The sequence below is a fragment of the Thermomonospora sp. CIF 1 genome (genome assembly GCF_001896795.1).
Lineage (GTDB): Bacteria > Actinomycetota > Actinomycetes > Streptosporangiales > Streptosporangiaceae > Thermomonospora > Thermomonospora curvata.
In genome coordinates, this window is sequence record NZ_MOYN02000023.1 from 468,895 (window position 1) to 482,952 (window position 14,058).

The window sequence follows — 14,058 nt, forward strand, 5'->3', positions numbered from 1 at the left end:
TCTGCCGCGGGGTCAGTCCTTGGCCGGCCGGTTCTGGCCGAGTCCCCGCGGACTGGTCAAAAAGCCCACTCCCCAGGAGATGTGCATGGTCGCATACACCAGCGGCAGCCACAGCCAGGACTTCAGCGGCAGGCCGCGGCCGGTGACCAGGCTGCCCCCGACCATGATCACCGCGACGTAGCCGCCGGGCAGCAGCCAGCCCGGCCAAAAGCCCAGCAGCCCCAGCACCGTCCCGGCGGCCATTCCCAGCACCGCCAGCGGCGGCGCCAGGTAGCGCATGTTGAGCGTGCCCTGGTGCTCGCGGCCGACCACCCGGCGCCAGCGCCCGGTGTGGAAGTACTGCTTGGCCAGCGACTTCAGGTCGGGCCGGGGCCGGTAGGTGACCCGCATCCGGGGGGTGAACCACACGATCCCGCCGGTCTTGCGGATGCGGTGGTTCATCTCCCAGTCCTGGGCGCGCACGAACGTCTCGTCGTAGCCGCCCACCCGCTCCAGCGCGCTGCGCCGGAAGGTGCCCAGGTAGACGGTCTCGACCTCGCCGGCCTCGCCGCCGGTGTGGAACCGGGCCGACCCGACGCCGATCTTGGAGGTCATGGCGCGGGCCACGGCCTTTTCGAACGGGGTGACGCCCTCGGCGGCCATCAGCCCGCCGACGTTGTCGGCGCCGGTCTCCTCCATGGTCTCCACCGCGGCCCGCACGTAGTCGGGGGGCAGCAGGGAGTGCCCGTCCACCCGGACCACGATGGAGTACTGCGACGCCTTGATGGCGATGTTGAGCCCCTGCGGGGTGCGTCCGCTGGGGTTGGGCACCACGATGATCCGGGGGTCCTCGGCGGCCAGCTTCTGGGCGATCTCCTCGGTGCGGTCCCGGGACGGGCCGACGGCCAGCACCAGTTCCATCTCGCCCGGGTAGTCCTGGTTGAGGATCGCCCGGACCGCATCGGCCAGGTGCCGCTCTTCGTTGAGCACCGGCATCACCACCGACACCGCCGGCCAGGTGCGATGTGCTGCTTCGGCGCTCTGCGCGTGGGGTGACGGATTCATCTGCACTCTCGGGGACGAACCCGGCACTGCCGACCGGGTCAAAGCCGCTACCTCTCTATTGAGCCAACCTGCGCCTTGGTGAGCCTTTTACGACACGCCGTTTGCACGATTCAGGACGGGCGCACCACGGCGAGCGCGGTGCGGCGCCCCGGGCGGCATGGCACCGGGCACCGCCGGGCCCCCGTTCCCCGAACCGCTGAGCCCGCGTGCCGAAAGGGCTCAGTGGGCCGCCGAGACGGACCTGTGGCGGCCTGGTGGCCGACACGGCCGGACAGATCCGGTGTAAGACCTCGATCGGAGTCCTCCTGCGGGGCCGGCCGGCGGTCGGGCCGAAGGGTCGGGCGATGCGTCCGATCATCCGGCCCCTCGCCGGGAGAGGTCAATTCGGCGCCACGTTACTCCAACGACACGGAGTGGAGGTAGCGAACGCAGCGGTGTCCACCACTTTAGGGTGGGGACATCCGCGGCAGGAAACGCACGGACGAGGGGGCACTGGCCATGCCGGACGTAGGCGACTCCGATCCGATCGAGCGCTACTTCCGCCCCCGTCCGGAAAGCCCGACCGGCCCGGAGGAGGGCACCGTCCCCGAACGGCCCGGCGAGGGGGTCACGGTGGACGGGGTGCCGGCGCCCAGGGTGACCGTGGAGGCCGCCGGCGGCGGCCCGCGCCGGCCCCGCCGCTCGATGAGCCACCGTTCGGCCGCCGGCGCCCGGCGGCAGCGCCGGTTCCTGATGACCGTGGGCGCGATGTCGGCGCTCGTGCTGGTGACCTCCGGGGGGGCCTGGGGGTTCCAGAACTATGTGACCGGCGCCCTGGACAAGGTGCGGGTCGGCGGGCTCGGCGACGGCGGCGGCCCCAAGGGGGCGATGACGATCCTGGTGGCGGGCGTGGACCGCCGGGACGGGCTGACGCCCGAGCAGCAGAAGGCGGCCCGGCTGGGCCGGGCCGAGGGCGAGCGCTCCGACACGATGATGCTGGTGCACATCTCGCGCGACCACGACCGGATCTCGGTGGTGAGCCTGCCGCGCGACTCGCTGGTGATCATCCCGGCGCACCGCTCCAACGGCTCCGAGGGCCCCAAGGGGACGCCGATCCCCGCCCGCTACGGCAAGCTGACCTGGGCCTACCAGTACGGCGGGCCGGATCTGACGGTGGCCACCGTCAAACGGGCCACCGGCGTGCCCATCGACCACTACATCGAGGTCAATTTCTACGGCTTCGTGAACATGGTGGACGCCATCGGCGGCGTGGACGTGTGCGTGGAGAAGGCCGTTTACGACAAAAAGAGCGGGCTGAAGCTGCCCGCCGGCACCACCCACGTCAACGGGCTGCAGGCGCTGGCCTTCGCCCGGGCCCGCTACAGCATCGGCAACGGCAGCGACCTGGGCCGCATCGAGCGCCAGCAGCAGTTCATGGCCTCCCTGCTCAAGCAGGCGCTCAACACCAAGACCCTCAGCGACCCGGTCAAGTCCACCCGGTTCCTCAATGCCGCATTGAAGACGCTGCGGGTGGACGAGAAGCTGGCCAAGAACCTGCCCGCCCTGGCCGATCAGATGAAGGACCTGTCCACCGACAACGTCACCTTCGTCAAGATCCCGCTCAAGAGCGAGAATTACATGACGCCGATCAACGGGTCGGCGCCCCAGTCCACCGTGCTGTGGGACCGGGAGAAGGCCGAAGAGGTGTTCGCCAAGATCCGGCGGGATCAGCCGTTCGATCCTCCCTCGCCCAAGCCGGCCTCTCCCTCGCCCACCGTGGACCCCGACGCTCCCACCGTGCAGCCCCGTGACATCAACGTGGTGGTCCGCAACGGCGTGGGCACCCCCGGTCTGGCCGCCAGGGCCGCCGGCGACCTGCGCCGGGTGGGTTTCGGCACCTCGGTGCCGCCCGGGGTGGCCCGCACCGGCCTGCGCACCACCCAGATCCACTACGGGTCGGCCAATGTGGACGCCGCCAAGACGCTGGCCGCCGCCATCCCCGGCGCCCGTCTCAAGAAGGTTCCGTCCCTCGGCGACACCATCCAGGTCATCGTGGGTTCCGACTGGAAGGGCGCCAAGAAGGTCAAGATCGCCTCACTGCCCGGCGCGCCGTCCGATGAGGACACCGGCCCTCAGGTGAGCACGGCCTCGCAGAAGCTGTGCAAGTGACGATCACGACGGCGGCCCCGGCCGGTGGTGCCGGCCGGGGCCCCGGGTGGACGCCCGTTTCAGCGGTCGGCTACTTCTTCAGCAGTTGGCGGGCCATCACCATCCGCTGAATCTGATTCGTCCCCTCATAAATCTGCGTGATCTTCGCATCCCGCATCATCCGCTCCACCGGGAAATCCCGCGTATACCCATACCCACCCAGCAACTGCACCGCATCCGTGGTCACCTTCATCGCCACATCCGACGCCAAACACTTACACGCCGAGGACACAAAGGTCAGATCCGGCACACTCTCCCCACGCATCACCCGCTCAGACTTGACCGCCGCATGATAAGTCAACTGCCGCGCCGCCTCGATCTGCATCGCCATATCGGCCAGCATGAACTGCACACCCTGAAAATCAGCGACCGGCCGACCGAACTGACGACGCTCCTTCACATACCCCAGCGCATAATCCAACGCCCCCTGCGCAATCCCCAACGCCTGGGCGGCAATGGTGATCCGCGTGTGATCCAACGTCGCCAACGCCGTCTTGAACCCGGTGCCCTCCGCCCCGATCATCCGCTCGGCCGGCACCCGCACATCCTCCAAGATCACCTGACGGGTGGGCGACCCCTTGATCCCCAGCTTGCGCTCCGGCGGCCCGAACGACACCCCCTCATCGTCCTTGTCCACCACGAACGCCGAGATCCCCCGCGCCCCCTTACCCGGATCGGTGACCGCCATCACCGTGTAGTACTGCGACACCCCCGCATTGGTGATCCACATCTTCACCCCGTTGAGCACCCAGGCATCCCCATCACGCACCGCCCGGGTCTTCATCGAGGCCGCATCCGACCCGGCCTCCGGCTCCGACAGCGCATAGGAGAACATCGCCTCCCCCCGCGCCACCGGCGCCAGATACCGCCGCTTCAGCTCCTCAGAACCGGCCAGCAGCAACGGCATCGTGCCCAGCTTGTTGACCGCCGGGATCAACGACGAAGAGGCGCACACCCGCGCCACCTCCTCGATCACGATCACCGTGGCCAGCGCATCGGCCCCGGCACCCCCATAAGCCTCCGGGATGTGCACCGCATGCAACTCCGCCGCCACCAGCGCATCCAACGCCTCCTGCGGAAAGGCGCCGCTCTCATCCACCTGCGCGGCATACGGAGCGATCTTGGTCTCAGCCAGCTCACGCACCGTCCGCCGCAGCAACTCATGCTCCTCCGACGGGGCGTACGCGGGAAAATCGGCACTCATACCGCGAATGCTACCCGTCGGTAACCAAAGTCGGTCCGGCGCCTTCCCGCCACCGGCCGCGGGCCCGCGGCCGGTGGCGATGACAGCGGCGGCGAGGCCGCGATAGAACGGGGTTCGCCCCGCCCGACACCACGGTTGGAGGTACGAGCCGCGTGGAGGCTCTGGCGAGCACCGATCCGCAGATGGTCGGCCGGTACCGGCTGGAGGCCAGGCTGGGCGCCGGCGGGATGGGCCGGGTCTTCTTGGGACGTTCGCCCGGCGGGCGGGCGGTGGCCGTCAAGGTGATCCGGCCGGAGCTGGCGGCCGACGCCGAGTTCCGGCGGCGGTTCGCCGCCGAAGTGGCGGCGGCGCGCCGGGTCGGCGGGTTCCACACCGCCCCCGTGGTGGACGCCGACCCGGACGGCGACCCGCCCTGGCTGGTCACCGCCTACGTGCCCGGGCCGTCGCTGGCGAAGGTGCTCACCGAGCACGGGGCGCTGCCCGAGGAGGCGCTGCGCGGCCTGGCCGCCGGGCTGGCCGAGGCCCTGGAGGCCATTCACCGGGCCGGGCTGGTGCACCGCGACTTCAAGCCGTCCAACATCCTGCTGGCCGAGGACGGGCCGCGCGTCATCGACTTCGGCATCGCCCGCGCCCTGGACGGCACCACGCTCACCCGCACCGGCGGCACGGTCGGCACGCCCGGCTTCATGGCGCCCGAGCAGATCACCGGGGATCAGGTCGGCCCGCCCGCCGACGTGTTCGCGTTCGGGACGGTGCTGTCGCGCGCCGCCGGCGTCGCTCCCTTCGGCAAGGGACCCGCCCACGTCCTGCTTTACCGGATCGTCTACCAGGAGCCGCAACTCGACGGGCTTCCCGGCTGGGTGCGGGAGGTGGTCGCCGAGTGCCTGGACAAGGACCCCGCCCGCCGCCCCACCGCCGAGGAGCTGCTGAGCAGGCTGGCCCTGCCCGCGGGCGAGGCCGACGCCGAGACCGTACGGCTCCCCGAGCGGTCCCGGCCCGCATCCGCAGAGGGGACGCCCACGCAGCCGCCGGCCTCCACCGTCGCCCCGGACCAGGTCCGTCTCCCCCAGGGGACCGGGCAGCCGGGCGAGGCCCGCTTCCCCCACATCAGGCGGAACGTCGCATACACCCTCGGGGAGTGCTTGTTCTATCTGCTTCTCGTCGGGATCGGGGCATTCCTGCTGAAGGAATTCGCGCCCCTGGTGCCCTCAGCGATCGGCCTGGACTGGGTGGAGACAACCGGGTGGCGGGGGGCGCTGAAGACGGTGTTCGTGCTGCTCGCGGCCTGCGTGGGCGGGCTGCTGGCCCTCTGCGGCGTGTTCATGTTGAGCCCTCCCTCGATAAGGGCCTCCCTCGGGCCGACCGAAAACGTCATTGACCAGACGGGGATCACCCAGATCTACGGCAAGCGCTTCAAACACACCGACTTCTACCCCTGGGAGCGGATCGGACAGCTCCAGGTCCGCCACTACCACGACGCGCTGGGGGCACCGAAAGACTCCTGGGGGCTGCTGATGCGGTTCGTGCCCGACGCGCAGCCGCCCATCTTCTACCGGTGGGAACGGGACGCCGGCGGCAAGCAGACCGGCTGGATGCTCATCCTCAGCGGCAAGGAGGTGCAGGCCACCCGGGAGGAGGTCGAGGCGGCGGTACGGCGTTTCGCCGGTTCCCTATGGGAAGCGCCGGACAGTTCCTGATGTTGTGCCGGGCATGAACGAGCGATACGCCGACCCGGATGTGATCACACGGCTGCTGGAGAAGTCACGCACCTGGGCCTTTGTGGGGCTGTCCGACAACCCCGCCCGGACCGTCTACGACCAGGCGCGCAAGCTGCAGGGACGGGGCAAGCGGATCATCCCGGTGCACCCGCAGGCCCAGGCGGTGCTGGGCGAGCGGGCCTATGCGACGCTGGCCGACATCCCCGCCGACATCGAGATCGACGTGGTGGGCGTGTACCGGCGGGCGCAGTTCGCCGGGAAGGTGGTGGACGAGGCGATCGCGCGGGGCGCCGGGGCGGTGTGGATGCCGTTCGACGTGATCGACGAGGCGGCCGCCGAGCGGGCGCTGGCGGCCGGACTGGACGTGGTGATGGACCGCTGCCCGGCGGTGGAGTGGGCGCTGCGCCACTGAACCTCAGGCGCCCTCGGCCCCCTGGGACTCGCGCAGCCGGGCGCCCTTGGCCTTGGCCTGCCGGTACAGGTCCTGCTGGAAGTCGCGCATCTTGGCCTGCAGCTCGGGGTCGGAGGCGGCCAGGATGCGCACGGCCAGCAGCCCGGCGTTGCGGGCGGCGCCGACCGCGACGGTGGCGACCGGGACGCCGGCGGGCATCTGCACGATGGACAGCAGCGAGTCCAGCCCGTCCAGGTGCTTGAGCGGGACCGGGACGCCGATCACCGGCAGCGGGGTCACCGAGGCCAGCATGCCGGGCAGGTGGGCGGCGCCCCCCGCCCCGGCGATGATCACGCGCAGGCCCCGCTCGGCGGCCTGCGCGCCGTAGGCGATCATGTCGTGCGGCATCCGGTGCGCGGAGACCACATCGGCCTCATACGGGACGCCGAACTCCTCCAGCGCCTCGGCGGCCTGCTTCATGACGGGCCAGTCGGAGTCGCTGCCCATCACCACGCCGACCAGCGGTGCCGTCATCTTCCCTCCTCGGCCGGTCCCAGCGCCGGGCCCCACCGCAGGTAGGCGGCGGCGTGGCGGGCCCGCTCCAGCGTCTCCTCCAGGTCGTCGCCCAGCGCGGTCACATGCCCGATCTTGCGGCCCAAACGCACCTGCTTGCCGTAAAAGTGCACTTTCACGGCCGGGTCGCGGGCCATCACGTGGATGTAGCGGGGGTAGATGTCCGCGTCATCGCCGCCCAGCACGTTGGCCATCACCACATGGCGGGCGGTGGGCTCGGCAGAGCCCAGCGGCAGGTCCAGCACGGCGCGCAGGTGCTGCTCGAACTGGGAGGTGCGGGCGCCCTCGATCGTCCAGTGCCCGGAGTTGTGCGGGCGCATCGCCAGCTCGTTGACCACCAGCCCGCTCTCCAGCTCGAACAGCTCCACCGCCAGCAGGCCGGTCACCCCGAGGCGTTCGGCGATCTCCAGGGCCAGCCGCTGGGCCTGGACGGCCCGCTCCTCCTCCAGCCCGGGGGCGGGGGCGATCACCTCGTGGCAGATGCCGTCCCGCTGCACGGTCTCCACCACCGGGTAGGCGGCGCCCTGCCCGTGCGGGGAGCGGGCGACCAGCGCGGCCAGTTCCCGGCGGAACGGCACGTGCTCCTCGGCCATCAGGGCGACCCCCTCGCCGAGCAGCCGCTCCACCAGGGCCGCGGCGCCGGCGTCCAGGTCGTCCAGGATCCACAGGCCCTTGCCGTCGTAGCCGCCGCGGGTGGCCTTGAGCACCAGCGGCAGCCCCACCTGGTCGGCGAACGCCCGCAGGGCCGCCATGGGGTCGTCGGCGGGCAGCGGCGCATAGCGCGGGCAGGGCGCGCCGATGGCGCTCAGCCGCTCGCGCATCACCAGCTTGTCCTGGGCGTGCAGCAGGGCCGCCGAACCGGGGCGGCAGATCGTGCCGGCCGACTCCAGTTCCTCAATCAGGGCGGGCGGGACGTGCTCGTGATCGAAGGTGACCACGTCACAGCCCTTGGCGAAGGAGCGCAGGTCCGCCGCGCTGGTGTGCTCGCCGATCCGCACGTCCGCGCAGACCAGCGCGGCCGAGTCCTGCGGGGAGGCGGCCAGGACCCGCAGCGGCGTCCCCAGTCCGATCGCCGCCTGCTGGGTCATCCGGGCCAGCTGCCCGCCCCCGATCATCCCCACGACCGGCATCCGCCCTGGTTCTCTCACGCCGAGAAGGTTATCGGCCCGCTCGCAGGTGAACGAACCCGGCGTGGACGGCGTCTCACCTGGTGTGGGCGGCGTGCTCTGGGGCACACCCGGTGCCGGGCGGCCGCCCGGCGCACCCGAAAGATCGCGCTTTGGGCGCCCTCGCCTTCGGGTGGCTCTATTCTCGATGGGCGACACTGCCCCGCGGCCGGAAGGACGGTTCTTCTTCGTGAGCCTGATCGCCAATCTCTACCGGCGGTTCGAGCACCTGGTGCGCGAGCTCGCGAAGTTCGGCAGCGTGGGCGCGATGGCGTTCGTCATCACCATCGGCACGGCCAACGCCCTGCAGTTCGGGTTGCATCTGGGGCCGCTGAAGTCCAACGCCGTGGCCACCGTGGTCGCCACCACGTTCGCCTACCTGGCCAACCGGTACTGGACGTTCCGGCACCGCGACCGGTCCGGGATGGGCCGCGAGTATGTGCTGTTCTTTGCGTTGAACGGCGTCGGGCTGGTGATCACCAATCTGGTGATCGGGTTCACGCACTACGGGCTGGGCCTGGACGACCCGGTGGCCTACAACGCCTCGCTGATCCTCGGTACCGGGATCGCCACGCTGTTCCGGTTCTGGTCCTACAAGAAGTGGGTGTTCCTGCCGGTGCAGGCGCCGCCGGTGGACCCGGCCTCCGGGCTTCCCGAGCCCGCCGAGGCCGTCCGGCCGCAGGCGGCCGGCGGCAAGCCGGTGAACGGGGCGGCCGTGAACGGGGCCGCCTCGCACGGAGCCTCGCACGGAGCATGGCGGGCGGCCTCCGGCGGCGCCCGGGTGCACGAGCACGCCCCCTCCTCGGTGGGCGATCGCCGCGGCTGAAAGACCCCGGCGCCTATCAGGTGGGGCCCACCACCACCGGCTCTTCGGCCAGCTGTATCTCGTTGACCTGGCGCAGGAACACCGCGAACACCGCCGGACGGGCCTGCAGCAGCTCCAGCCGGCCGCCGTCCACCACGGCCAGCGAGCGGGCCAGGTACAGGCCCAGCCCGGTGCCTTCGCCGCCGCTGACGCTGCGTTCGAAGATCCGGCGTTCCAGTTCGGGAGGCACGCCGGGGCCTTCGTCGCCGACCTCCACGACCACCGAGCCGGCGCTGTTCTTGGTGGTGATGGTGACCGTGCCGGCGCCGTGCACCAGCGAGTTGTCCAGCAAGGTGGCCAGGATCTGCGACAGCCCGGCCGGGCTGACCAGCCCGACCAGTCCGCGTTCGCCGGTCAGATGGATGTCCCGGCCGGCGCGGCGGAAGATCGGCCGCCACTCCTCCACCTGCTGGGCGACCACATCGTCCAGCCCGACCGGCTGGGCGGTGCCGGTGCGGTCGTGCCGGGCGCGGGCCAGCAGTTGCTCCACCACCGCCACCAGCCGCTCGGCCTGGGAGAGCGCGGCGGCGCCCTCCTCCCGGACGACCTCGGGCTGGTCGGCGGAGCGGACCATCTCCTCCAGCCGCATCGACAATGCGGTCAGCGGGGTGCGCAGCTGGTGGCTGGCGTCGGCGGCGAACTCGCGGCTGGCGGCCAGCAGGTCGGCCACGCGCACCGCGCTGCGGTCCAGCACCTCGGCGACCCGGTCCACTTCGGGGATGCCGTAGCGGCGGCGGCGCGGCCGGGCGTTGCCGGTGCCCAGCCGGTCGGCGGTCTCGGCCAGATCGCGCAGCGGCAGGGTGAACTTGCGGGCCTGGAACATGGCCAGCGCCACGGTGACCGCCAACCCCAGCAGCGCCAGGCCGCCGATCAGCAGCAGCTGGCGCAGCGCCTGCTCGTGCACCGCGGCGGCGGGCTGGGAGACCTGCACCCCGATCCCCCCGGCGGTGCGCGAATGGGTCAGCAGCTCGGTGCCCTTGGGGGGACGCTCCCCGGCGGTCATCACCGTGTCGTCCGGCAGGGTTATCACGATGTACCGCCCGGGGTACCCCTGGGCGACCCGGTCGGCGGTGACCATGCGACCGGTGCTCAGGCTGAGCTGCACCCCGCCGAGGATCGTGGCGGTCTCGCGTTCGAGCGACCGGTGGGCCTCTTCGTAAATGAGACGGTGCGTGGTGTAGGCGAGCGGGACGCCCAGCAGCAGGATGGCGACTACCGCCACCGCGAGGGTCGACAGCAGCAGCCGGCGCCTCATGGGGCCTCCTTCGGTCGAATGGATCCGCGGCCGTGGCGGCGGGCGGGACCGGTGCTCGGGACACCGCCCGCCGCTGCACGGCCACGGCCTGAATGTCGGACCTTCTCCGGTCGGCCCGCGGCCGACGCCGGCCGGTCATGACGACGACCCGGCGCGCGCTGCGCCGCGGTCGCGTCGCCGGGGCGGAAAAGGTCCCCATGAACCCTTCTCGACATCGCCGCCGGCAGAGCGCGGCGTCCCCGCGCGGCCGGGCCGGGTGCGCCATGCGGCCGCCGGGAACGATCCGGCTGAAAAGGGTTCGATGAACCTTTTCAACACGCCGCCTCCGCACGCCGGGACGGGGCCTTGCAGTCAGGGACGCTGCCGCGACCTGGAACGTCGCGGCAGCGGAGACCGCCCGGGCCCCGTCCCCGATGCCTTGGGCCAGGTGTTGGAAAGGGTTCAGTCACCGCGCTCGAAGCGGAACCCGACGCCTCGCACGGTGGTGATGTAGCGCGGGTTGGCGGCGTCGTCGCCCAGCTTGCGGCGCAGCCACGAGATGTGCATGTCCAGGGTCTTGGTGGAACCCCACCAGTTGGTGTCCCACACCTCCCGCATGATCTGTTCTCTGGTGACGACCTTGCCGGCGTCCCGGACCAGCACCCGCAGCAGGTCGAACTCCTTGGTGGTGAGCTGGAGCTCCTGATCGCCCATCCAGGCGCGGCGCGACTCGGCGTCGATCCGCACCCCTTGCACGATCGGGGTCTCGGTGCTGCCCCGCCGCAGCAGGGCGCGCACCCGGGCCAGCAGTTCGGCCAGCCGGAACGGTTTGGTGACGTAGTCGTCGGCGCCCGCGTCAAGCCCGACGACGGTGTCCACTTCGTCGGCCCGGGCGGTCAGGATCAGGATGGGCACGCCGTGTCCTTCCGAGCGCACCCGACGTGCCACTTCCAGCCCGTCGAGCTCGGGGAGCCCGAGGTCGAGCACGATGAGGTCGACCCCGCCGCCCAGCGCCCTTTCGAGCGCCTGGGGGCCGTCGGGGCTGACTTCAACGGTGTACCCCTCGCGCCGCAGTGCGCGGGCGAGAGGCTCGGAGATGGAGGTGTCGTCCTCAGCGAGCAGTACAGACGTCATGTGGGCATCGTATGGCTATTCATGAATGTTTCCGGGGCCACCGCGGGCCTCTTGACCTGCGGTTTGCCACGTGTAGTACATCCGCGAACACAGATATACCCCCCAAACCGGGAAGTAACCGTACGTGACTCCTCCCACGCCGGAAGTCACGCACCCGGCGCGCAGCGCTCCGTCGCCCGGCAGAACGGGCGTTGTGCCGCCCTTGTGGGCGGCTTCGCCGGGAAGCGGCCTGCGCCGCGGGGCGGCCGTCCCCAAACACCTCCGCGAACCGCCGCGAAAGGCGAGCGTCCCGGCATCATCGGCGATTCTGGGACTAAAGGTCGGCAACGGGTCGTCTTCTCCGCCGCTGCATCCCGTACGCCGGCCATGGCGGCGGGGACGCCTTGAGGGCCCGGCCGTCAGATGCGGCGCAGCACCTGGATCGAGCACCCGGCCACCGGCAGTACGTCACCGGCTTTGACGACGGCCGCGTCGTCTTCGGCCGGCCGGGCGTCGGCGGTGTCCAGAACCTTTCTCCAGGAGGCGCCGTAGTGTTCGGGCGGCAGCGTGAAGCACAGCTCACCGGGGTGAGCGTTGAAGATCAGCAGGAACGACTCGTCCCGGATGCGCCGGCCGTGCCGGCCCGCTTCGCCGATCGCCTCCCCGTTCAAGAAGACCTGCAGGGCCTTGGCGCGCGGCGCGCGCCAGTCGCGTTCGGTCATCTCCCGGCCGTCGGGGGTGAACCAGCCGATGTCGCCGTGGGGTGAGGCGGCCGTCCCGGCGAGCGGCCGCCCCCGTGCGAAGCGGCGCCGCCGGAAGATCGGGTGCGCCGCGCGCAGCCGGGTCAGCTCGCGCACGAAGTCCGGCAGCCGGCGGTCCTCGCGCAGCCGCCGCCAGTCCACCCGGGCGTCCTCGCCGTCCCGGCGGCAGGCGCCGCCCAGCTCGTCCCCCTGGAAGAGCAGCGGCACCCCTTGCGACAGGAACAACGTGGCCAGCAGATTGCGTTCGTGGCGTTCGCGCAGGGCCGGAGCGCCGGCGGGCTCCGCGCGGCCGCGTTTTCGGGAACGGCCGCCGCGACGCGCCCGGTCGCCTGGGGCGAAGCCGTCGTGACCGGTCACGAAGTTGATCGAGGCGCTGGGACGGCGGCCGTCGCCGGCGTACAAGTCCGGGGAGCCGGCCAGCCGGGAGGCGAGGTCGAGCACGGTGCCCGGCCGGCCGCGCCAGTAGCCGCGCACGGTGTCGCGGTAGCGGACGTTCCACTCGGCCCACAGCGGCGGCAGGCCTCCCGCCCGGCGGCCGTCTTCGCCCGCACCGGGCGGCGCGGCGATCAGCTTGACCCGGGAGACCACCGGGTCCTGCTGCACCAGGTCGAAGAAGGCGCTCAGGTGGCCGGCCTCGCCCGGCGCGGCGGTCAGGGCGAAGCGGAAGCCGTCCACGTGCATCTCGGTGACCCAGTACCGCAGCGAGTCCATGATCATCTGCAGGACGTGGGGGGAGCGCATCAGGAAGCCGTTGCCGGCGGCGCCCGCGTAGTAGCGCGGGTCGTCGTCCGACAGTCGGTAGTAGGAGGGGTTGTCCAGGCCTTTGAACGACAGGGTCGGCCCCAGGTGGTCGCCTTCGGCGGTGTGACTGTAGGCCACGTCCAAGATGACCTCGATGCCCGCCTCGTGCAGGGACTTGACCATCGACTTGAACTCCAGGACCTGCTCGCCCCGGCCGCCGGAGGCGGAGTACTCGTTGTGCGGGGCGAAGAAGCCGATGGGGCCGCCGCCCCGGCCGGTGCGCGGGCGCCGCCGCGCCGGCGGGTCACCGCGGACGAACTGGTGCACCGGCATCAGCTCCACCGCGGTGACGCCCAGCTCGCGCAGGTACTCGGTCATCACCGGGTGGCCCAGCCCGGCGTAGGTGCCGCGCATCCGCGGCGGGATGTCGGGGTGGGCGATCGTCAGGCCTTTCACATGGGCCCTGTAGATCACCGTCTCGCAGTGGGGGGTGCGCGGCGGGCGGTCGTCCCCCCAGTCGAAGTAGGGGTTGACCACCACCGAGCGCATGGTGTGGGGGGCGGAGTCCAGGTCGTTGCGCGACCAGGGGTCGCCGAAGGCGTGGCCGAAGCACGCCTGGTGCCAGTCCACCCGCCCTTCGATCGCCAGGGCGTAGGGGTCCAGCAGCAGCTTGCTGGGGTTGCAGCGCAGTCCCCGCTCCGGCTCATACGGGCCGTGCACCCGGAAGCCGTAGCGCCGGCCGGGCATGACGCCCGGTAAGTAGCCGTGCCAGACGAAGCCGTCCACTTCCGGCAGGGTGATGCGGGTCTCCCCGCCCTGCGGTGCGGTGTCGTCGAAGGCGTCGTCGAACAGGCACAGCTCCACCCGTTCGGCCGCCTCGGAGAACACCGCGAAGTTGGTTCCCGCCCCGTCGAAGCGGGCTCCCAGGGGATACGCCTGCCCCGGCCAGAGATCACCCACCGGTCACCTCCTCGATGCGAGGGGTCCCTTCCCCGCCGGCCGGGCTCCACACGGCGGGACGGGGCTCTGGCCAAAGCGGACATCCATCGGTTACCTTAGGG

General features: G+C 71.4%; 11 protein-coding genes. 4 read left to right on the top strand and 7 right to left on the bottom strand.

The features are described from left to right. Positions 1-12: 12 nt before the first annotated feature. On the bottom strand, positions 13-1,044 hold the full coding sequence (locus BUE48_RS20465) for a glycosyltransferase family 2 protein (RefSeq protein WP_012854425.1): 1,032 nt from the start codon (positions 1,042-1,044) through the stop codon (positions 13-15). A gap of 498 nt (positions 1,045-1,542) precedes the next feature. Between BUE48_RS20465 and BUE48_RS20470 the strand changes: the two genes are divergently transcribed. Then, positions 1,543-3,192: an LCP family protein gene (locus BUE48_RS20470; protein WP_012854426.1), complete on the top strand. Its 1,650-nt coding sequence runs from the start codon at positions 1,543-1,545 to the stop codon at positions 3,190-3,192. A 70-nt stretch (positions 3,193-3,262) separates the two neighbouring features. On the opposite strand, the gene BUE48_RS20475 is transcribed toward BUE48_RS20470, so the two are convergent. Continuing rightward, on the bottom strand, positions 3,263-4,435 hold the full coding sequence (locus BUE48_RS20475) for an acyl-CoA dehydrogenase (protein ID WP_012852930.1): 1,173 nt from the start codon (positions 4,433-4,435) through the stop codon (positions 3,263-3,265). Positions 4,436-4,587: 152 nt separating this feature from the next. Between BUE48_RS20475 and BUE48_RS20480 the strand changes: the two genes are divergently transcribed. Further along, complete coding sequence (locus BUE48_RS20480; protein ID WP_012854427.1) at positions 4,588-6,132, top strand: serine/threonine-protein kinase; 1,545 nt, start codon at positions 4,588-4,590, stop codon at positions 6,130-6,132. 13 nt (positions 6,133-6,145) lie between these two features. After that, on the top strand, positions 6,146-6,565 hold the full coding sequence (locus BUE48_RS20485) for a CoA-binding protein (protein ID WP_012854428.1): 420 nt from the start codon (positions 6,146-6,148) through the stop codon (positions 6,563-6,565). Positions 6,566-6,568: 3 nt separating this feature from the next. Here the strand turns inward: BUE48_RS20485 and purE are convergent, their stop codons facing one another. Together purE and BUE48_RS20495 are read right to left on the bottom strand one after the other, a co-directional pair. Further along, a complete protein-coding gene (purE, locus tag BUE48_RS20490; RefSeq protein WP_286990759.1) occupies positions 6,569-7,078 on the bottom strand; it encodes a 5-(carboxyamino)imidazole ribonucleotide mutase in 510 nt (169 codons plus the stop codon). Beyond that, positions 7,075-8,247 (bottom strand): 5-(carboxyamino)imidazole ribonucleotide synthase, encoded by a 1,173-nt coding sequence (locus tag BUE48_RS20495; protein WP_083789909.1) that lies wholly within the window; start codon positions 8,245-8,247, stop codon positions 7,075-7,077. The genes purE and BUE48_RS20495 overlap by 4 nt, the downstream gene beginning before the upstream one ends. Positions 8,248-8,473: 226 nt before the next feature. Between BUE48_RS20495 and BUE48_RS20500 the strand changes: the two genes are divergently transcribed. Next, on the top strand, positions 8,474-9,109 hold the full coding sequence (locus tag BUE48_RS20500) for a GtrA family protein (RefSeq protein WP_286990760.1): 636 nt from the start codon (positions 8,474-8,476) through the stop codon (positions 9,107-9,109). 16 nt (positions 9,110-9,125) lie between these two features. Here BUE48_RS20500 and BUE48_RS20505 read toward each other — a convergent pair whose 3' ends face one another. The 3 genes from BUE48_RS20505 to BUE48_RS20515 form a co-directional block, all read right to left on the bottom strand. Further along, a complete protein-coding gene (locus BUE48_RS20505) occupies positions 9,126-10,403 on the bottom strand; it encodes a sensor histidine kinase (protein WP_012854432.1) in 1,278 nt (425 codons plus the stop codon). 441 nt (positions 10,404-10,844) lie between these two features. Next, positions 10,845-11,516, bottom strand: coding sequence for a response regulator transcription factor (locus BUE48_RS20510; RefSeq protein WP_012854433.1), 672 nt, complete (start codon positions 11,514-11,516; stop codon positions 10,845-10,847). 398 nt (positions 11,517-11,914) lie between these two features. Continuing rightward, entirely contained in the window at positions 11,915-13,957 is a 2,043-nt protein-coding gene (locus tag BUE48_RS20515) for a glycogen debranching protein (protein ID WP_286990761.1), read from the bottom strand. Between the last annotated feature and the right edge of the window lie 101 nt (positions 13,958-14,058).

Bases quoted from the DNA above. Each gene is read 5' to 3' on its own strand.
- purE (WP_286990759.1), bottom strand. From the start codon at position 7,078: ATGACGGCACCGCTGGTCGGCGTGGTGATGGGCAGCGACTCCGACTGG.
- BUE48_RS20470 (WP_012854426.1), top strand. From the start codon at position 1,543: ATGCCGGACGTAGGCGACTCCGATCCGATCGAGCGCTACTTCCGCCCC.
- BUE48_RS20505 (WP_012854432.1), bottom strand. From the start codon at position 10,403: ATGAGGCGCCGGCTGCTGCTGTCGACCCTCGCGGTGGCGGTAGTCGCC.
- BUE48_RS20465 (WP_012854425.1), bottom strand. From the start codon at position 1,044: ATGAATCCGTCACCCCACGCGCAGAGCGCCGAAGCAGCACATCGCACC.
- BUE48_RS20485 (WP_012854428.1), top strand. From the start codon at position 6,146: ATGAACGAGCGATACGCCGACCCGGATGTGATCACACGGCTGCTGGAG.
- BUE48_RS20510 (WP_012854433.1), bottom strand. From the start codon at position 11,516: ATGACGTCTGTACTGCTCGCTGAGGACGACACCTCCATCTCCGAGCCT.
- BUE48_RS20495 (WP_083789909.1), bottom strand. From the start codon at position 8,247: ATGCCGGTCGTGGGGATGATCGGGGGCGGGCAGCTGGCCCGGATGACC.
- BUE48_RS20475 (WP_012852930.1), bottom strand. From the start codon at position 4,435: ATGAGTGCCGATTTTCCCGCGTACGCCCCGTCGGAGGAGCATGAGTTG.